The following is a 17,842-nucleotide window of genomic DNA, read 5'->3' as shown; positions in this document are numbered from 1 at the left end:
GTCAGGGCGCGACCGGCGCGGCGACCGGACGGCGGTCCTGCCACTCGCGGGCCAGCATCGCGTAGATGACCTCGTCGGCCCACTCCCCCTTGACGTACTCGTTCTCCCGCAGGTGCGCCTCGCGCCGCATACCGAGCCGGGTCAGAACCTGGGCGGAGGCGGTGTTGCGGGCGTCCAACCGACCGACGACCCGGTGCAGGTCGCACCGGTCGAAAGCCAGCGCCAGCATGGCCTGGGCCGCCTCGGTCGCGTAACCGCGTCCCCGGTGGTCCGGGTGCAGCAGGTAGCCGATCTCGCCCTGCCGGTGTTCCGCGCTGGTCCAGCACAACAGCACGTCGCCGACGAGTTGCCCGGTCTCCCGCAGCACCACCGCCAACTGGATCGCGTCGCCCTGTTCCCGCAGCGCGGTCCGCTGCTGCCGCCGCGCCAGCACCTCGCGGGTGCCGTCGAGGTCGAGGGGTGCCTCGCTGTAGAGGTAGCGGTGGGCGGCCGGGTCGGCGAAGTAGGCGTGCAGGCCGGTCAGATCGGACGGCTGGAAGGGCCGCAGGTGCAGTCGCTCGGTCTCGATCGGCAGGTCAGGCGTCAACACTGGGGCAGCGTAACCGGCGTGGCACATCCCTCATCCGGCCGCCGGAGGTGCCCGCCGCCCCACCATGCGGCGGGATGGCATTCTCAGCAGGTGACCACCGAGAGCAGCGACGACTGGCGGCGGCCGGGCCCCACGCCTGAGCAACGGCGCCTGGACCTCTACGCCGGGCTGGCCGCGACGGTCATCGCCCTGTTCAGCCTCACGCTGGCCCGCAGCACCGGCACGTTCCTGCTCGGGCCTCCGCCGTCCTGGCTCGAACAGATCCTCTGGACCGTCGCGGTGCCGCTGCCGCTGATCTGGCGACGCCGGTACCCGGTCGTGACCACGCTGGCCGTGTCCGCCGCGTTCATCGGTGCGCAGGTCCGGGCCGTCCCCGAGTGGCAGCTCTCCCAGTGGGCGCTGTTCGCCGCCATCTTCACGCTCGGCGCCTGGGGGCCGAACCACCGGATGTCCCGGCGGCTGCGGATCGGCATCATCGCCGCCATGTTCGCCTGGCTCGCCATCGCGTACTCGATCAGCCTCGACGAGATCACCCCGGACTCCTTCGAGAACGCGCTCGGGCCGGTGCCGCCGGTGCTCGCGGCGATCGTCACCGGTCTGCTGATCAACGTGTTGTTCTTCGGGTTCGCGTACTTCTTCGGCGAGACCGCCTGGATCGCCGCCCGCCGGCAGCACGAGCTGGCCGAGCAGGCCGAGCGGCTGCGCCGGTCGCAGGCGGAGGCCCGGCAGCACGCGGTGGTCGGCGAGCGGGTCCGGATCGCCCGGGAGCTGCACGACGTGGTCGCCCACCACGTGTCGGTGATGGGTGTGCAGGCGGCGGCGTGCCGTCGGGTCTTCGACAAGGATCCGGCCAAGGCACGGACCGCGCTCACCTCGATCGAGGAGTCGGCCCGGACGGCGGTGGACGAGCTGCGCCGGATGCTCGGGGTGCTGCGTGCCCGGGACAACGGCCCGGAGGGCACCGGGCAGCCCGCCGGGGTCGACCGGATCGCCACCGTGGTCGACCGGGCACGGGAGGCCGGGCTGCACGCCACGTTGGGCGTGTACGGCGACCCGACGCCGCTGCCCGAGTCGGTGTCCCAGGCCGCGTACCGGGTGGTGCAGGAGGCGGTGACCAACGTGTTGAAACACGCGAGCGGGGCGACCCTGCTCGACGTCCGGGTCCGTTATCTGGCCCAGGAGATGGAGGTCGAGGTGACTGACGACGGACGGGCCACCCGCCCGGCGAACGACGACGGGTTGGGGCTGGTCGGGATGCGGGAACGGGTCGCCACCCACGACGGCGAGCTGGAGGTGGGCCCGCGTACCGGTGGTGGGTGGCGGGTGCGGGTCCGGTTCCCGCTGCCGCTGGCGGCCGGGAGCACGCCGTGACCGGGGCGACGCCGCCGGTCCGGGTGCTGCTCGCCGACGATCATCACCTGGTGCGGACCGGTTTCCGGGTGATCCTGGAGATCGAGGACGACATCGAGGTGGTCGGCGAGGCCGCCGACGGGGAACGGGCGGTCGCCATGGCGCGGGCGCTGCGTCCGGACGTGGTGCTGATGGACGTCGAGATGCCCGGCGTGGACGGGTTGGAGGCCACCCGCCGGATCAGCACCGAGACGGACGAGCCGGGCGGCCCCGCCGTACTCATGCTCACCACGTTCGACCGGGACGACTACCTGTTCGCCGCGCTGCGCGCCGGGGCGAGCGGGTTCCTGCTCAAGAACGGCACGCCGGAGTCGTTGGTCGACGCGATCCGGGTGGTGGCCCGGGGAGACGGTCTGCTCGCCCCGGAACTCACCCGCCGGGTGATCGCCACGTTCGCCCGGCCGGGCGGCGCGACCGGGACCGTCGGCGGTCCCACCCCGGAGGAGGCACTGAGCGACCTGACCCCCCGGGAGCGGGAAGTGCTGGTCCTGGTGGCCGGCGGAGCCAGCAACGCCGAGATCGCCACCGCCCTGCACCTGGGCGAGGCCACCGTGAAGTCGCACGTCAGCCGGGTGCTGGCCAAGTTGGGTCTGCGTGACCGGGTGCAGGCGGTGGTCTTCGCGTACGAACAGGGGGTGGTCCGGCCCGGCGGGTGATCTCCACCCGGAGGAGGAGCCCGGATTTCCGTCGACGGACGGAGGGCAGTCGAGGACCGAACTCCTAGCGTGGAGGACGTGACCCCTGTACTCCGCCTCGACGGCGTCGACCGCAGCTTCGGCGACCGCCAGGTGCTCAAGAATGTGTCCTTCGATGTCGTCGCCGGGCGGATGACCGGCTTCGTCGGCGGCAACGGCGCCGGCAAGACCACCACCATGCGGATCATCCTCGGTGTTCTCGCCGCCGACTCGGGCCGGGTGACGTGGCGGGACGCGCCGCTGAGCCGCGAGATCCGGGGACGGTTCGGCTACATGCCCGAGGAGCGCGGCCTCTATCCCAAGATGAGCGTCCGTGAGCAGGTGGTCTACCTGGGCCGGCTGCACGGGCTGACCGCCGAGGGCGCCCGGCGCGCCACCGACGACCTGCTGGAGCGGGTCGGGCTCGGCGAGCGCGGCGACGACCTGCTGGAGACGCTGTCGCTGGGCAACCAGCAGCGTGCCCAGATCGCCGCCGCCCTGGTGCACGACCCCGAGGTGCTGGTGCTCGACGAGCCGTTCTCCGGGTTGGACCCGATGGCCGTGGACACCGTCGTGGCCGTGCTGCGCGAGCGCGCCGCCGCCGGTGCCCCGGTGCTCTTCTCCAGCCACCAGTTGGATGTCGTCGAGCGGCTCTGCGACGACCTCGTGATCATCGCCGACGGGTCGATCCGGGCCGCCGGCAGCCGTGACGAGCTGCGGGCCGCGTACACCACGCCCCGCTACGAGCTGGTGGTGGAGACCGACGCCGGTTGGCTGCGGGACCAGCCCGGGGTGACCCTGGTCGACCTGGACGGCGCCCGGGCCGTCGTCGACCTGACGCCCGGCGCGGACGAGCAGGTCGTGCTGCGCGCCGCGCTGGAGCGCGGCGCGGTCCGCACGTTCCGTCCGGTCACGCCCTCCCTCGCCGAGATCTTCCGAGAGGTCGCCCAGTGAACACCATGCAGGCCACCCGACTGGTCGCCGCCCGCGAGATCCGGGTCAAGCTGCGCGACCGCACCTTCCTGATCAGCACGGTCGTCTTCCTGCTGATCGCCGCGGCGGCGACCATCCTGCCGCCGCTGTTCTCCGGCGGGCCGTCCACCGTGGCGGCGACCGAGGCGGCGGCGGCTCCGCTGCGCGCGGCCGGTCTGGAGGTACGCGTCGTCCCCGACGACGCCGCCGCCGAGCAGGCCGTCCGCGACGGTGACACGGACGCCGCAGTCGTCGCCGGCCCGAGGGTGCTGGCCATGAACGACGCCCCCAACGACGTGGTCAACGCGTTGAGCACCCGGCCTCCGGTCGAGTTGCTGAACCCGGACGCGATCGACCCGCTGCTGGCGTTCCTGGTGCCGTTCGCGTTCGCGTTCATCTTCTTCATCACCTCGCAGACCTTCGGCGTGCAGATCGCGCAGAGCATCATCGAGGAGAAGCAGACCCGGATCGTGGAGATCCTCGTCGCGGCCGTACCGGTCAAGGCGTTGCTGGCCGGCAAGATGCTCGCCGGCACGATCCTCGCGCTCGGTCAGATAGCCCTGGTGGCCCTGGTCGCGGTGGCCGGCATGGCGTTCAGCGGCAGTACCGACATGATAACCCTGCTCGGCCCGGCGATCGGCTGGTTCATCCCGTTCTTCCTGCTCGGCTTCGTGCTGATCGCGGCGATGTGGGCGGCGGCCGGTGCGCTGGTCAACCGGCTGGAGGACATCGGTGGGGTGTCGACGCCGGTGCAGCTCGCGGTGATGCTGCCCTTCTTCGGGGTGGTCTTCCTCAACGACAACCCCACCGCCATGACGGTGCTCTCCTACCTGCCGTTCTCGTCGCCGACGGCGATGCCGCTGCGGCTGTTCGCCGGGGACGCGGCGCTCTGGGAGCTGTTCGCCTCGCTGGCGCTGCTGCTGGTGGCGGCGGCCGGATTCCTGCTGGCCGGGGCCCGCGTCTACGAGGGGTCGCTGCTGCGGACCAACGGCCGCACCTCGCTGCGGACCGCCTGGCGGGAGCGCGAGACGATCGGCTGACCGTCCGACCCGCGCCACGCGCCGGCGGCCCCGCACGGGGTCGTCGGCGCGTCGCCGTCAGCGCGTCGCTGTCAGCGCGCTCGGGCGAGGGCGAGTTACGGCAGGTCGTGCCGTCAACGCCCTCGGGCGAGCTTGAGGTGCGGCAGGTCGCGGGTGAACTCGCGGAAGCCGACACCGAGGTACAGGCCCCGGGCGGCCGGGTGGCCCGGAGCGCCGAGGCAGGCGACCAGCATGCGGCGTGCCCCGGCGGCGCGGGCGAGCTGCATCCCGTAGAGCTGCAAGGCGGTGCCCAACCCCCGCCGCCGGAAGTCCCGGTGAGTGCCGACGGGTTCGAACTCGGCGGTCCGCGTGGCCTCGTCGAGCCAGACGATCGCGGTCGCGGCGAGCGTGCCCTCCGGCGCCTCGACCAGCACGTGCAGGTCGGCACGGTAGGGCCAGGTCCGCTGCACCCGCGCGCAGGCGGTGTCGGTGAAACTGGACCGGGGCCAGGCGTCCCAGTGCGCCCGGGCCAGGGCCACCGCCGACAGGTGCTCGGCGGTACGCAGCCGGAAACCCTCGGGCAGCACCGGCTCCGGCACGTCGACCAGCTCCCGCGCGTTGAACTGCACCCAGGAGCCGGTGTCGGAGGCGGTCTCGGCGTCGAACACGTACCCGTGGGCGACCACGGCGGCCCGCGACGCCGCGTCCCCGACCTGCACGGTCAGTGCGCGGTCGACGTCGCCGGCCACCTCGTCGTACCAGTCGAGGACCTCGGCCAGCAGCTCCGGCCGGTCCGGATGCGCCTGCCAGATCAGGTTGGCCCGGGTGACCTCGCGGAACGTCCCGTCGCTGCGCGCCACCCGGTGCGGCAGGTACGCCCACCCCCACGCGGCCAGCCGGTCGTCGACGAACCACAGCCGGTGCCGCCAGTACCGGTGCAGGGCGTCGTGGTCCTTGGCCCAGCCCCAGGCCAGCTCACCGACGGTCGCCTCGCCGTTGACCAGCTCCGGCCGCAGCTCCATCACCTGCTGGGCCAACCCCTGCATCAACCGCAGCTCGTGCAGACCGAGATCCGTCATCCGGGCACCCTCGCAGGACCCCGGCCGGGCTGTCGAGGCAATTCGGTGCCGCCGGGACCGCCGTCGAGGTCAGCAGGGGACGGTGGACCAACCGGCGGGCAGGCGCGGCGTCGGCCAGCCCGGGTCGGGCCGCCAGGCCGCCCAGGACTCGTCCCACCAGCGCTCACCGGCATCGAGTAGGGCCGCGATCCGGTCGCCTTCGGCGCGGATCGCCTCCCCCATCCCCGGGTAGCGCCCCTCCACCAGCCGCTGGGCGAAGATCTCCACATCCTTGAAGACGTACCGGTCGGCGTCCGCCGCCCACCACAGGTCCAGCTCGTGGTCGAGGGTGTCGACCCCGATGGGGGTACGCCGGAACGGGTCCTGGAGGTTGAAGTACCACCCGGCGAAGTCGCGCTGCGGGCCGGACCAGAACACGTCGACCGAGTGCGCCTCACCGGGGCGCTGGAGCATCAGCTTGCCGTGTCCGGTCCAGGCGGTGTGCCCGGCCGCCTGCCACGGGTGCCGTCCGCACGGGAAGGTGCCCTCGTCGGGAAACCCGAACTCGGCACCCGTCGGCAGATAGAGCGCCAGCAGGTCGGCGGAGTCCTCGACGCAGATCGTCGGCACGGCGAACCAGACCTCACGGCCCTGCTCTTGACCACGCTCTTGGTCACGGCCTTGCTCACGCTCTTGCTCACGGCCTTGATCACACTCTTGGTCACGGCCTTGATCACGCTCGATCGGGGATCGAGTGCCTTCGCCCGCACCCCGAGACCACTCGATCCCGGATCGAGCAGGCCGTGACGCCGTTCGCGGCACCTCGAAGCGCAGGATCTCCCGGCGGACGACCACGTCACCGGGATGGAAGCGTCCCGTCTCCGTCACCGCTCCTCCAGCGTGTGTGCTGGTCAGTCCCCCGCCAGCTCCGGCCGATGCTCCCTGATCCACGCCTGCACATCCGACTTCCGCCAGACCTTGCCCATGGCGAGCACGGCAAGCGGCTCCGGGAAGTTGCGCTGGTTGGCGATGACCGACGCGCGCTGCCGGGAGACATTCCCCAACATCTCGCGGATCTCCGACACGCCGACCAGCTCCATAGGTTGACAATGACAGCGACGATCACTCTCGACACCGACAACTACGGAGCCTATTGACACAGGCAATAGCTAGCGACAGCATGGGAGTATGCGCACGCCCCACCCGCCGCCTGCTCGACGTGAGCCGCTGGGTCGGCTGCATCCCGTGTACCAGCACCTGCCCGACCGGCCCCGCTGGACGTGTCGAGCCTGCTCACGGGACTGGCCGTGTCCGGCGGCCCGGATGCTGCTGCGGGTCGAGTACGACCTCGATCGGGTCGGTCTCTCCGTCTATCTCGCCGGCCAGTTGTTCGACGCCACCGGCGACCTGCTGCGGCTCACCGAGGGCCCGCTGCCGACACCCGGCGAGTTGTACAACCGCTTCCTGGCCTGGGCGACCCCACAGTCCTGGCGAGCACCATAGTCCCGGCGAGCACCACAGTCCTGGCGGCAGCCACAGGCCGGGCAAACGCCGGAGCTCGGGCGGCAGCCACCGCCCCGGCGACAGCCACCTGACCCGGCCGGAATGTCACCCGTGGCTGGTAGAAGTCCAGCACCCGCCGACCTGAGGAGCACGATCATGGACGTACGCGACGCGGCCCAACGATGGGCCGACGCCTGGGCCACGGGCTGGCCCGCCCAGGACGGGGAACGCATCGTCGAGTTGCAGGCCGAGCAGGGCGACCACTGGGCGTCGATGTTCCGCCCGTGCCGGGGCCGCGTCGGGCTGCGCGCCTACGTCGAGGAGTGCTTCGGCGAGGAGGCCCGACCGGCCGAGGTCTGGTTCGGCGTTCCCCGAGTCGACGGCGACACCGCGACCGTCGAATACTGGGCGATCACCTACCCGTACGACCAGCCGGTCACCCTCTCCGGCTGCACGGTGGTCCGTTTCGACGCCGACGGTCTGGTCGCCGAGTCCCGCGACTACTCGCACGCCAAGGAGGGCAGCTTCCCCCCACCCACCGGCCTGTTCGCCGACCGCCAACCATAGATCTTGGACAGTTACCGTCCTCGCGAGACGGCAACTGTCCAAGATCTCCGAGATGGCGACGCCGGACGCGCGGATCGGCACGGGCGGCGGAGGCTCAGCCCCCGGCAAGAGCAGCGGAAGCTCAGGTCTCGGGCAGTGTCTGCATGGTGCGCAGCGGGGAGAAGACGACCCAGAGCACCCCGAGCAGGGCGCCGAGGGCGGCGATCCAGAGGGCGGGACGTACCCCCAGCGTCGCGCCGAGTGCCCCGCCGACCAGGGCGCCGATCGGCCGGATGCCGTGATTGACGGTGCGCCGGAAGCCGGAGACCACGGCGAGCATCGCCACCGGAGTGGCCGCGATCTGCACCGAACCGACCGCGATGTCGAGAATCATGACGCCCAGCGCGGACACGAACTCGGCGGCGAACAGCAACGCGAGCACCAGCGGCTGCGGTCCCGTGGCCAACGGCACGAGCAGCAGCGGGGCCGGGAACACGACGAAACCGAGGAGCACTGCGGGGCCGATCCCGATCCGGCGGCTGACCGGTCCGGTGACCGTCGCGCCGAGCAGTCCGCCGACCGCGCCGGCCCCGATGACCAGGCCCAGCATGCCCGGTGAGACACCCAGCTCGGTGGTCACGTACAACACGAACAGCGCGGCGAACATGAAGTTGAACAGGTTGAGCGTGGTGGTGCCGAGCAGAGTCGCCCGGAGCACCTCGGAGCGGGCCACGTACCGGACACCGGCGGCCATCCCCCGGGCGGAGTCGCTGCGGACGGAGTGCTCGGTGACCTCCGTCCGGCTCAGAAAGACTGCCGACACCAGGTACGTGACGACGCCGGAGAGGAGCGCGAACGGGGCGGTGAGCACCTGCACCAGCACCCCACCGAGGCTCGGACCGGCCACGTGCGCCATGGCCCGGCTGCCGTTGACCAGACTGTTGGCGTCCACGTAGTCCGCTCGCCGGACCAGTGCGGCGAACAGGCTCTGGTGCGCCACCTCGAAGAAGACCGAGAGCGTCCCGACCAGGAAGACCATGGCGCAGAGCAGCAGCAGGCTCAGCACGTCCGCCCACCACAGCACCGGCACGGCCAGCAGCAGGACCGCCCGGCCGAGGTCGGTGACGATCATGACCTGGCGTCGGTACGGGTACCGGTCCACCCAGGCGCCGGCCGGCAGGGAGAAAAAGAGATTCGGCAGCAGCGAGGCGGCGGTCAGGTAGCCCATCTCGGCAGGTCCGGCGCCGACCGCGAGCAGGGCCAGCAACGGTACGGCGAGCATGGTGATCTGGTCGCCGAAGAGTGAGACGGTCTGCGCGGACCAGTAACGGCGAAACGCCGTCCGCCGGAGCAGCCCTGGGAGGCGCGGCCGACGCGACCGAGGCGGCGGTGCGGCGTCGGCCAGGACGGGAGTCTCCGTCACGGCCCTTCTCCGCCCGCCGGTTCCTGCGCCGGGGCGGCCCCACGGGGCAGCGCCATCTGGACGAACGTCACCGGGCGGGATCCGGGCGGGCGTTTCGCCGGATCGCCGATCCGTTCGTCGTACCGGGCCAGCAGCGCGTCGACCGTCTCCGTGATCTCGCGGAGCTCGGCGGTGGTGACGTGCAGCAACGCGTCACCGAAACCGGCGGCGGCCCGCCACTCGGTGGGCTCGTCGGCACGGATCGCGAGGTAGTCCCGGGCACGTTGCAGATAGATGTCGACCATCGCACTGTTGATCTCGTCCGTGGCGGCTCGCATCGCCGGGTCGTCGGAGTCGTCGTCCCAGGACGTGTACTGGGTGGTGGCCCGCCAGGGCCGTTCCCGGCCGTCCGCCCCGGGAACCCGTTCGGCGAACCCGTACTTGGCGAGCTGCCGCAGGTGGAACGAGCAGTTCGGCACGTTGTCGTCCAGCCGGGCCGCCGCCTGCGTCGCGGTCATCGGCCCTTCGCCGCGCAGCAGCCCGATCAGACGCATCCGCAACGGGTGCGCGTACGCCCGCAGAGCACGGGGGTCGGTGACTGTGATCGATCGTCGGGGCACCTCTTCGGTCATTACTAGAGGATGCTTTAGAAAGATATCTCTAGCAAGTGCCCACCCACTCCCGGATACGTGAGCCGTTGGATCGCCCAGGAGTCGCTGCCGACCCTGTTCCCGCTGCGGCCGGTGGCCTGACGGACAGCGGACGGCCCGGCACCCGATGACCGGGGCCGGGCCGTCCACGGATGCGTCGGCGGTGCGGCGGATCAGCCGACCGCCTCCATCACCTCGTCCGAGACGTCGAAGTTCGCGAAGACGTTCTGCACGTCGTCGCTGTCCTCCAGGACGTCGATCAGCTTGAAGATCTTGCGGGCGCCCTCCTCGTCCAGCGGCACGGTGACGCTGGGAATGAGCGAGGACTCGGCCGACTCGTACTCGATGCCGGCGTCCTGGAGTGCGGTGCGTACGGCGATCAGGTCACCCGGCTCGGAGACCACCTCGAACGCCTCACCCAGGTCGTTGACCTCCTCGGCGCCCGCGTCGAGGACGGCCAGCATCACGTCGTCCTCGGTGGTGCCCGCCTTCGGCACGATCACCACGCCCTTGCGGGAGAACATGTACGACACCGAGCCGGCGTCGGCGAACGAGCCGCCGTTGCGGGTCAGCGCGGTGCGCACCTCGGTGGCGGCGCGGTTGCGGTTGTCGGTCAGGCACTCGATGAGCAGCGCGACGCCGTTCGGGCCGTACCCCTCATACATGATCGTCTGGTAGTCGGCGCCGCCGGCCTCCAGGCCGGAGCCGCGCTTGACCGCCCGGTCGATGTTGTCGTTCGGGACCGAGCTCTTCTTGGCCTTCTGGATCGCGTCGAAGAGGGTCGGGTTGCCGGCCGGGTCACCGCCGCCGGTCCGCGCCGCGACCTCGACGTTCTTGATCAGCTTGGCGAACATCTTGCCGCGCTTGGCGTCGATGACCGCTTTCTTGTGCTTGGTCGTCGCCCACTTTGAGTGGCCGGACATCTGTTACCTCCGTTGCTACCCGCCGTCTGCATCGACCGCACCGCGCACGCCCTGCTCCGCACCCGCGCACGCGGTGGTGCCGGTCAGCTCTGGTGGAAGCCTGGCGGCCAGATGGCCCTGCCGAATCTCGACAATCCTACCGACGTGCGGCAGGTGGTCGTCACCCGCCGCACGTCGGCCGCCGGCCCGATCTCTCCCGAGCTTCACAGATCAGACAAAAGCCACTGGATCGCACACCCGCCGCGTCGCCGAGCACCGCCTGCTCGGCCCGGTCCGGGTCGGTGCGGCGCTCGACGACCGCCGCCTCGATCTCGGTGAGCAGCGCGGTGAGCGCCTCGGCGCGCGCGGCGGCGGGCGCGATCCGTCCCGGTGCCGTCGGGTCGACGGAGTCGCCTTCTTGGCGGCTTCCCGACAGATGACGCAGAGGTCGCCGACGGCGCGCATCGCAATTCCCCTAAAACCGCCCGACGATCCTCCCCGGCACATCCGGCAATTGCCGAGGATCCGCCAAACGGGCATTCTTCCGGCCCCCGGGCACGCTTCTTCCGACTGGCCCGGCTGCCACACACTGTCGCTGTCGTGAGCAGCACACCGACCCCGGGAGGCGATACGTGCTGGAGGAATTCGAGGAATTCGGCCGCGATCTGCCGATGATCGGCAAGGGCGGCGTCAGCGCGCTCAACAAGTTCTCGCTCATGGTGGAACTGCCATACGCGCAGGATCTCGACCTTCCGCCCGAGCACAAACGCGCCGTGGGGGCCCGGCTGTACCGCAGTGTCGCCGAGGTCTTGGAGGCCGCCGAACTGTACTCGGTGCAGCACCTGCGGCTGGACTGGTCCGACGGCAACATCGGGATCGTCTACGACGACTCGTCATTCGGCTTCCGGATGGCGATCCGGCGCGACCTGCGCATCATCCTCGAACGGCCCGGATCGTCGCTGCGCCTCTTCCACAATTGGTACCGGGTGTTCATGCCCTACATCCAGGGACTGGTGTCGCGAATCGCCATCGACCTGTCCGACATCCTCCATTCCGATTTCGACCTGCAACCGATCCGGACCAGTTACCTCTTCTCCCTGCTCACCTACGATTTCATTCCGGTACGCGCACCCCGTCCGGTCAGCAGCCACCAACTGATCGGCAACCTGCTGTCGCACCGCCCCGGCGAGGACGGCCGATTCCTCTCCGTACCCAGCGGTGGTGCGGCCGGGCCGCTGCGCACCGGCCGGCTCGACGTGGAGATCTCCAACTTCCGGGAGGTCGCCCCCGACGTGCACGTCCGCGAGATCTACGACATCCAGGCCCCCTCGAACCAGGGCTACCGCGGCATCTGGCTGGACTTCTACTGCATCTCCGAGACCGTCGGCGACGGTGACCCGGCTCTGGAGTCGCGCATCGCCCCACGGCCCGAGTTCCTGCTGGAGCAGTACACGGTCCCGTACCGCGACTTCTTCCGGGACCGCGTCGTCAAGGGCTTCCTCGCCGACTTCTTCAAGGACTGCGAGTTCTCCTGCGCCGTCGGGACCATGCCGTGACGCAGGAGACGCTCAACGTCATCCAGTTCGCGGGGCTGGTGGCCACCTTCGTCTGCAGCATCGCCGCACTCTTCCTGTCCTGGCAGAACAACCGCTCCTCGGACCGGGAGGTGCGGGTCGCCGCCGAACAGCTACGTGCCTCGATCATCCCCGTCCCGATGATCCAGGACTCCCGGCTGACCTGGCGCGGGCAGACCCTGGTGGTGCTCTCCGTCCGGCTCCGCAACGTCGGTGCCGGGCCGATCCTCGGCATCCAGATCGCCGGCATCCGGATCGACCGCACCAGCCTGGCGTTCGAGGCCCTGAGCGCCCCGAAGGCGGACGTCGTCATGCCCACCACGGACGTCGAGCAGCGGCTCCGGTTCGTCGACCCACCGCAGATCGCGCAGCCGAGTCTGGTGCTCGTCGAGATCGAGTACTTCGACGTGCTGGGCAACCACTACCAGCAGCCGCTTCCGTTGACGGTCGTCTCCGGCACCGGCAGCGGCGCCATGGCCGGAGTCCGTCCGGCCCGCATCAGCCGGAACCCCTAGAGAGGCAGTCGCGGATGTCCAAGCTCATTCTCGGCCGGGCAGTCGTGCGTCACCTGGAACCCGAGCCGCTGTCCAAGAGCCAGTTCGCCCAACGGCGACCCAGCGACACCGGCGTACGCGCCCGCCTCGGCCTCGGCGAGGAACACATCGTCGACGACGCCGAACTGGGCCCGGTGGTCGCCTCGGACGACGACAGCCACCTGATGACGATCGCGCCCACCGGAGCCGGCAAGGGCCGGGACGTGATCATCCCGAACCTGCTCACCTACGAGGGTTCGGTGGTGGTCATCGACCCGAAGGGCGAGAACTACGACGTCACGCACGAGCACCGCCGGACCGTGCTGGGCAACGAGATCGTGCTGCTCGACCCGTTCGGTGCCAGCCACGGCGGCAGCGACGAGCGGGGTTCGCTGAACCCGTTCGACGTGTTCGGCGCGCTGCGACGCGACGACGCCGCCGCCGAGGAGCCCGAGGACTTCGGCCGGTTGCTCTCCGACATCCTGATGGGCGGCATCCCGTCGCTGTCCGACCCGTTCTGGGACGAGATGGCGCAACTACTGATCGCCGCGCTCGCCACCGACCTGATGACCGGCCAGCCGGACCGGCCCGACACCCTGCAGGAGCTGCGTACCCAGCTCTTCGAGTCGGAGCTGCGCTACCGGCTCGCGGTGGCGCTCGACACGCGGTCGACGTCGATGCCGCCGGGCACCCGGCAGGAGTTCGAGATGCTGCTCAGCATCGCGGACGCGGAGAAGACCTTCAGCGGGATCGTGGTGACCGCCGCCCAGCAGCTGGCCGCCTTCAGCTCCCGACGCACCGTGGACGCCACCGCCCGGACGAGCTTCGCCCTGAGCGACCTGACCGACCCCGAGCGCCGGATCTCCATCTACGTGGTCATCCCGCCGCACAAGCTGCGGACCCACCAACGCCTGCTGCGGGCCTGGGTGGGATGCCTGCTGTACTACGTGATGAACAGCCGGTCGATCAACCAGTCCCGGCTGCTGTTCCTCATCGACGAGGCGGCTCAGCTCGGCCGGTTCTCGCTGCTCCAGGAGGCGATCACGCTGCTGCGCGGGTACGGGCTGCGCACCTGGACCTTCTGGCAGGACCTCGCGCAGTTGTCCAACCTCTACGGCGTCGCCGCCGAGACCATGATCAACAACTCGGGCGTGCTCCAGGTGTTCAGCCCGGCGAACTTCGGTGCCGCCACCGCCCTGTCGCTGCGGATCGGGTGCAGCGTCGGTGAACTGCTGCAACTCGCCCCGGACGAGCAGGTCATCGCGTTCAAGAACGAATGGCCCACGAAGATGGAACGCTTCAACCACCTCACCGACCCGGTGCTGCGCGGCTGGGCCCGCGCCAACCCCCGACACGGCACCCCACCACCGCCCGGGTGAGGCGTACGCCCGGGAGGTGGTCGAGCCGTCCGCGCGGCGCGGTCGAGCCGTCCGCGCGAGCGTGGCCACACCCGTGGTGGAGGTCGCGCACTCCGCGCGAAGGCGGCCCCCCGGGTGCGTGGTCGACCCGCCCGCGCGCGCGGCCACGCCGGTGGCCTGCTCGATCCGACGGCGCGAGCGCGTCCCCGTAGTGCGGTCAGCCCGCCGCGCGGACCAGGTCCACGAAGTAGGCGTGCAGCCGCGCGTCGCCGGTGAGTTCCGGGTGGAACGAGGTGGCGAGCAGGTTGTCCTGGCGTACGGCCACGATCCGCCCGGCGGCCGGGCCGGCGGTGACCGTGCCGAGCACCTCGACGTCGTCGCCGACCCGCTCGACCCACGGGGCGCGGATGAAGACGGCGTGCAGCGGGCCGCCCTCGACCCCGGCGATCTCCACCGGTGCCTCGAACGAGTCGACCTGGCGGCCGAACGCGTTGCGCCGGACGGTCATCGAGATGCCGTCGAAGCCCCGCTGGTCCGGGCGGCCGTCGAGGACCTCGGTGGCCAGCATGATCATGCCGGCGCAGGAGCCGTAGACCGGCAGGCCGGCGGCGATGCGCTTGTCGATCGGCTCGCGCAACTCGAAGATGTCCACCAGCTTGCTGATCGTGGTGGACTCCCCGCCGGGGATGACCAGGCCGTCGACCGCGTCCAGCTCCGCCGGCCGGCGTACCGGTCGGGCCTGCGCGCCCGCCCCGGTCAGGGCGGCGACGTGCTCGCGGACGTCGCCCTGCAGGGCGAGCACACCGATCACGGGTGCCGTCACAGGCGTTCCTTCCGAGGTGTTAGCAGGGGTCCCCTGCTATGCACGAGGCGTTAGCAGGGGGCCCTTCCTTTCACGTCACCAGCCGCGGTCGGCGAGGCGGTGCGGGACCGGGATGTCGTCGACGTTGATGCCGACCATCGCCTCACCGAGCCCCCGGGAGACCTTGGCCAGCACGTCCGGGTCGTCGTGGAACGTCGTCGCCTTGACGATGGCGGCGGCCCGCTGCGCCGGGTTGCCGGCCTTGAAGATGCCGGAGCCGACGAAGACGCCCTCGGCACCGAGCTGCATCATCATCGCCGCGTCGGCGGGGGTGGCGATGCCACCGGCGGTGAACAGCACCACCGGCAGCTTGCCGCTCTCGGCGACCTCCTTGACCAGCTCGTACGGCGCCTGCAACTCCTTCGCCGCGACGAACAGCTCGTCGGTCGGCAGGGTGGAGAGCCGCCGGATCTCCTGGCGGATCTTGCGCATGTGGGTGGTGGCGTTGGAGACGTCACCGGTGCCGGCCTCGCCCTTGGAGCGGATCATGGCCGCGCCCTCGGTGATCCGACGCAGCGCCTCGCCCAGGTTGGTCGCCCCGCAGACGAACGGGACGGTGAACGCCCACTTGTCGATGTGGTTGGCGTAGTCGGCCGGGGTCAGCACCTCGGACTCGTCGACGTAGTCCACGCCGAGCGCCTGGAGGATCTGCGCCTCCACGAAGTGCCCGATCCGGGCCTTGGCCATCACCGGGATGGAGACCGCCTGGATGATGCCGTCGATCATGTCGGGGTCGCTCATCCGGGAGACCCCGCCCTGGGCGCGGATGTCGGCGGGGACCCGCTCCAGCGCCATCACCGCGACCGCTCCGGCGTCCTCGGCGATCTTGGCCTGCTCGGGGGTGACCACGTCCATGATCACGCCACCCTTGAGCATCTCGGCCATGCCGCGCTTGACGCGGCCGGTGCCGACGACCGGGGTGGCACTGCTGGTCGGGGAAGTCATCTGGGACAGGCTCCTCAGGCGGCTCGGGGCGGGGGCAGCGCAGATGCTACGCGCGGCGCGACGCCCCTCCGACAGCCAATTCCAGGCGTGGTGGCCTGCTCTGTGGCACCGGTCACCCGCCTGCCGGGAGACCGGCGCAGAGAGCAGATCAGCGGGTACGCACGTCGACGGCGGGCACGGTCAGCGTCGGGTCGTCGATGTCGAAGTAGCGCGGCCAGGTGTGGCGCCGCCCCATCCGCAACAGCCGCACCAGCGGCCGTCCGCGCGCCGAACGGGCGTCCCGGACCAGGTCGGTGTGCACCTGCCGGGCCAACGCGAGTCGCCGGCTGGCCGCGATCACCGCGTCGCAGTCCGGGTCGGCGGGATCGAGTTCGACCGCACGCAACTGCCGGGTCAGGTCGTTCTCGGCCGCCTCCCGCTCGTCCGGGCCGGCGTCGAGCGCGATCCGCGCCGCCGCGTACAGCTCGACGCCGTACCGCCGCTCCGCCAGCACGGCCGCCGCAGCGGCCCGGCGCAGCAGATGGGCGTCCAGGGCCCGCGCGGCGAGCTGCGCACGGGACTGGAGCCGCTCGACCCGGCCGGCGGTCCAGATCAGGTACGCCGCCACCAGGGCGACGACCACCGTCGCGCCCACCACCCACCACATGCCCGGCATCGTAGTGCTGCTCCCGTTCCTCCCGGTCAGTCCGGCCCCACCCACTCCTGGTCGATCACCCGCCCGTCGGTCGCCTCGATCGCCGCTGCGTATACCTCCAGAACGCGCCGGGCAACCACGGGCCAGTCGAAATTCGCCACCACCTGGTGCCCGCAGGCGGTCAGCTCGGCCCGCTGGGCGGGATCGTCCAGCAGCTCGGCCAGGCGCCCGCGCAACGTCACCGCGTCACCGGTGGGGAACAGCCGCCCGGCCCGCCCGCCGTCGAGCACCCGGCGGAAGGCGTCCAGATCGCTGGCGACGACCGTGGTGCCGGCGGCCAGCGCCTCGGTGAGGATCATGCCGAAGGACTCGCCGCCGGTGTTCGGCGCCACGTACAGGTGCACACTACGCAGCATCCGGGCCTTCTCCTCCTCGGAGACCAGCCCGAGGAAGGTCACCCGATCCCGAAGATCGGGCGGAAACTGGTCGAACAGGTCGTCCCGGTCCCCCGGTCCGGCGACCAACAGACGCAACCCGGGGCGTTGCCGGGCCAACTCCACGAACGCGTCGCGCAGGATCGGGAACCCCTTGCGGGGCTCGGTGAACCGGCCCAGGAAGCCCAGCGTCCCGCCGTCGCCCGGCGCGTACTCGCCCGGCCAGCCCGGCAGCGGCGCCACCCCGGCGAACTTGGCCACCGCCACCCCGTTGGGGATCTCCACCGCACCGCCGTCCAGGTGCTCGACCTGCACCTTGCGGGCCAGCGCGCTGACCGCGATCCGCGCGGTGATGCGTTCCAGCACGATCTGCAGGACGCCCTGGGCGACCGAGAGCACCCGGGAGCGGGTCATCGCGGTGTGGAAGGTGGCCACCACCGGCCCCCGCGCGGAGAGCACGGCGAGCATGGAGAGGCTCAACGTCAGCGGCTCGTGCACGTGCAGCACGTCGAAGTCGCCCCGGGTGATCCACCGGCGCACCCGGGCGGTGGACACCGGGCCGAACGCGATCCGGGCCACCGAGCCGTTGTACGGCAGCGGCACCGACCGGCCGGCCGGCACCACGTACGGCGGCAGCGGCGAGTCCTCGTCCGCCGGAGCCAGCACGCTCACCTCGTGGCCGAGCCCGATCAGCGCCTCGGCGAGATCCATGACATGGTTCTGCACCCCGCCCGGCACGTCGAAGGAGTACGGGGAGACGATGCCGATCCGCATTGC

Annotated in this window: 20 protein-coding genes; 9 read left to right on the top strand and 11 right to left on the bottom strand. The window is 71.1% G+C overall.

The genetic code is table 11. The annotated features are described in order from the left end of the window. Nucleotide 1 precedes the first annotated feature (1 nt). Nucleotides 2–589 (bottom strand): GNAT family N-acetyltransferase, encoded by a 588-nt coding sequence (locus tag HUT12_RS10720; RefSeq protein WP_176093274.1) that lies wholly within the window; start codon nucleotides 587–589, stop codon nucleotides 2–4. Nucleotides 590–679: 90 nt separating this feature from the next. Between HUT12_RS10720 and HUT12_RS10715 the strand changes: the two genes are divergently transcribed. From HUT12_RS10715 to HUT12_RS10700, 4 genes are all read left to right on the top strand, one after another. Further along, the gene (locus HUT12_RS10715; protein WP_176093273.1) at nucleotides 680–1,960 is read left to right on the top strand and encodes a sensor histidine kinase; all 1,281 of its coding nucleotides are present in this window, start codon (nucleotides 680–682) and stop codon (nucleotides 1,958–1,960) included. Beyond that, nucleotides 1,957–2,655, top strand: coding sequence for a response regulator transcription factor (locus tag HUT12_RS10710; RefSeq protein ID WP_131053742.1), 699 nt, complete (start codon nucleotides 1,957–1,959; stop codon nucleotides 2,653–2,655). Before HUT12_RS10715 ends, HUT12_RS10710 begins: the two co-directional genes overlap by 4 nt. A 78-nt stretch (nucleotides 2,656–2,733) precedes the next feature. Beyond that, nucleotides 2,734–3,627: an ABC transporter ATP-binding protein gene (locus tag HUT12_RS10705; RefSeq protein WP_131053743.1), complete on the top strand. Its 894-nt coding sequence runs from the start codon at nucleotides 2,734–2,736 to the stop codon at nucleotides 3,625–3,627. Next, nucleotides 3,624–4,685 carry an ABC transporter permease gene (locus HUT12_RS10700; RefSeq protein ID WP_131053744.1) on the top strand — a complete coding sequence of 354 codons (1,062 nt, stop codon included), beginning with the start codon at nucleotides 3,624–3,626 and terminating at the stop codon, nucleotides 4,683–4,685. Before HUT12_RS10705 ends, HUT12_RS10700 begins: the two co-directional genes overlap by 4 nt. 113 nt (nucleotides 4,686–4,798) lie before the next feature. On the opposite strand, the gene HUT12_RS10695 is transcribed toward HUT12_RS10700, so the two are convergent. From HUT12_RS10695 to HUT12_RS10685, 3 genes are all read right to left on the bottom strand, one after another. Then, nucleotides 4,799–5,743, bottom strand: coding sequence for a GNAT family N-acetyltransferase (locus HUT12_RS10695; RefSeq protein WP_176093272.1), 945 nt, complete (start codon nucleotides 5,741–5,743; stop codon nucleotides 4,799–4,801). A gap of 69 nt (nucleotides 5,744–5,812) precedes the next feature. Beyond that, nucleotides 5,813–6,352 carry a DUF402 domain-containing protein gene (locus HUT12_RS10690; RefSeq protein WP_254876772.1) on the bottom strand — a complete coding sequence of 180 codons (540 nt, stop codon included), beginning with the start codon at nucleotides 6,350–6,352 and terminating at the stop codon, nucleotides 5,813–5,815. Between the two features lie 281 nt (nucleotides 6,353–6,633). Continuing rightward, nucleotides 6,634–6,822, bottom strand: a complete 189-nt coding sequence (locus HUT12_RS10685; protein WP_131053944.1) for a hypothetical protein — start codon at nucleotides 6,820–6,822, stop codon at nucleotides 6,634–6,636. 88 nt (nucleotides 6,823–6,910) lie between these two features. Here HUT12_RS10685 and HUT12_RS10680 point away from each other — a divergent pair, with 88 nt between their 5' ends. Next, nucleotides 6,911–7,225 (top strand): hypothetical protein, encoded by a 315-nt coding sequence (locus HUT12_RS10680; RefSeq protein WP_176093271.1) that lies wholly within the window; start codon nucleotides 6,911–6,913, stop codon nucleotides 7,223–7,225. A gap of 156 nt (nucleotides 7,226–7,381) precedes the next feature. After that, the gene (locus HUT12_RS10675) at nucleotides 7,382–7,792 is read left to right on the top strand and encodes a nuclear transport factor 2 family protein (RefSeq protein ID WP_176093270.1); all 411 of its coding nucleotides are present in this window, start codon (nucleotides 7,382–7,384) and stop codon (nucleotides 7,790–7,792) included. A gap of 121 nt (nucleotides 7,793–7,913) precedes the next feature. Here the strand turns inward: HUT12_RS10675 and HUT12_RS10670 are convergent, their stop codons facing one another. The 3 genes from HUT12_RS10670 to HUT12_RS10660 all read right to left on the bottom strand — a co-directional run bounded on the left by HUT12_RS10670 (nucleotide 7,914) and on the right by HUT12_RS10660 (nucleotide 10,746). After that, the gene (locus HUT12_RS10670; protein ID WP_176093269.1) at nucleotides 7,914–9,194 is read right to left on the bottom strand and encodes an MFS transporter; all 1,281 of its coding nucleotides are present in this window, start codon (nucleotides 9,192–9,194) and stop codon (nucleotides 7,914–7,916) included. Beyond that, nucleotides 9,191–9,805 (bottom strand): helix-turn-helix domain-containing protein, encoded by a 615-nt coding sequence (locus HUT12_RS10665; RefSeq protein ID WP_176093268.1) that lies wholly within the window; start codon nucleotides 9,803–9,805, stop codon nucleotides 9,191–9,193. Before HUT12_RS10665 ends, HUT12_RS10670 begins: the two co-directional genes overlap by 4 nt. A 191-nt stretch (nucleotides 9,806–9,996) precedes the next feature. Beyond that, entirely contained in the window at nucleotides 9,997–10,746 is a 750-nt protein-coding gene (locus tag HUT12_RS10660) for a YebC/PmpR family DNA-binding transcriptional regulator (protein ID WP_131053942.1), read from the bottom strand. A gap of 611 nt (nucleotides 10,747–11,357) precedes the next feature. Here HUT12_RS10660 and HUT12_RS10655 point away from each other — a divergent pair. From HUT12_RS10655 to HUT12_RS10645, 3 genes are read left to right on the top strand one after another with little or no spacing between them, the layout of a single operon-like run. Next, nucleotides 11,358–12,281 (top strand): hypothetical protein, encoded by a 924-nt coding sequence (locus tag HUT12_RS10655; protein WP_131053941.1) that lies wholly within the window; start codon nucleotides 11,358–11,360, stop codon nucleotides 12,279–12,281. Continuing rightward, entirely contained in the window at nucleotides 12,278–12,814 is a 537-nt protein-coding gene (locus HUT12_RS10650) for a hypothetical protein (protein ID WP_131053940.1), read from the top strand. The genes HUT12_RS10655 and HUT12_RS10650 overlap by 4 nt, the downstream gene beginning before the upstream one ends. Before the next feature lie 14 nt (nucleotides 12,815–12,828). Then, a complete protein-coding gene (locus HUT12_RS10645; protein WP_176093267.1) occupies nucleotides 12,829–14,211 on the top strand; it encodes a type IV secretory system conjugative DNA transfer family protein in 1,383 nt (460 codons plus the stop codon). Between the two features lie 196 nt (nucleotides 14,212–14,407). Here the strand turns inward: HUT12_RS10645 and pdxT are convergent, their stop codons facing one another. The 4 genes from pdxT to HUT12_RS10625 form a co-directional block, all read right to left on the bottom strand. Beyond that, nucleotides 14,408–15,013 (bottom strand): pyridoxal 5'-phosphate synthase glutaminase subunit PdxT, encoded by a 606-nt coding sequence (pdxT, locus tag HUT12_RS10640; protein ID WP_176093266.1) that lies wholly within the window; start codon nucleotides 15,011–15,013, stop codon nucleotides 14,408–14,410. 75 nt (nucleotides 15,014–15,088) lie between these two features. Then, nucleotides 15,089–15,997 carry a pyridoxal 5'-phosphate synthase lyase subunit PdxS gene (gene pdxS, locus HUT12_RS10635; protein WP_131053937.1) on the bottom strand — a complete coding sequence of 303 codons (909 nt, stop codon included), beginning with the start codon at nucleotides 15,995–15,997 and terminating at the stop codon, nucleotides 15,089–15,091. A gap of 148 nt (nucleotides 15,998–16,145) precedes the next feature. Beyond that, nucleotides 16,146–16,652 carry a hypothetical protein gene (locus HUT12_RS10630; protein ID WP_131053936.1) on the bottom strand — a complete coding sequence of 169 codons (507 nt, stop codon included), beginning with the start codon at nucleotides 16,650–16,652 and terminating at the stop codon, nucleotides 16,146–16,148. 26 nt (nucleotides 16,653–16,678) lie between these two features. Continuing rightward, nucleotides 16,679–17,839 (bottom strand): glycosyltransferase family 4 protein, encoded by a 1,161-nt coding sequence (locus HUT12_RS10625; RefSeq protein ID WP_131053935.1) that lies wholly within the window; start codon nucleotides 17,837–17,839, stop codon nucleotides 16,679–16,681. Nucleotides 17,840–17,842 lie beyond the last annotated feature (3 nt).

The organism is Verrucosispora sp. NA02020, from assembly GCF_013364215.1.
Classification (GTDB): Bacteria; Actinomycetota; Actinomycetes; order Mycobacteriales; family Micromonosporaceae; genus Micromonospora.
This window is presented reverse-complemented; position numbering and strand designations above follow the sequence as displayed.

Coding starts and splice junctions, on each gene's coding strand:
- HUT12_RS10695 (WP_176093272.1), bottom strand. CDS start 5,743: ATGACGGATCTCGGTCTGCACGAGCTGCGGTTGATGCAGGGGTTGGCC.
- HUT12_RS10685 (WP_131053944.1), bottom strand. CDS start 6,822: ATGGAGCTGGTCGGCGTGTCGGAGATCCGCGAGATGTTGGGGAATGTC.
- HUT12_RS10680 (WP_176093271.1), top strand. CDS start 6,911: ATGCGCACGCCCCACCCGCCGCCTGCTCGACGTGAGCCGCTGGGTCGG.
- HUT12_RS10675 (WP_176093270.1), top strand. CDS start 7,382: ATGGACGTACGCGACGCGGCCCAACGATGGGCCGACGCCTGGGCCACG.
- HUT12_RS10665 (WP_176093268.1), bottom strand. CDS start 9,805: ATGACCGAAGAGGTGCCCCGACGATCGATCACAGTCACCGACCCCCGT.
- HUT12_RS10660 (WP_131053942.1), bottom strand. CDS start 10,746: ATGTCCGGCCACTCAAAGTGGGCGACGACCAAGCACAAGAAAGCGGTC.
- HUT12_RS10645 (WP_176093267.1), top strand. CDS start 12,829: ATGTCCAAGCTCATTCTCGGCCGGGCAGTCGTGCGTCACCTGGAACCC.
- pdxS (WP_131053937.1), bottom strand. CDS start 15,997: ATGACTTCCCCGACCAGCAGTGCCACCCCGGTCGTCGGCACCGGCCGC.
- HUT12_RS10630 (WP_131053936.1), bottom strand. CDS start 16,652: ATGCCGGGCATGTGGTGGGTGGTGGGCGCGACGGTGGTCGTCGCCCTG.
- HUT12_RS10625 (WP_131053935.1), bottom strand. CDS start 17,839: ATGCGGATCGGCATCGTCTCCCCGTACTCCTTCGACGTGCCGGGCGGG.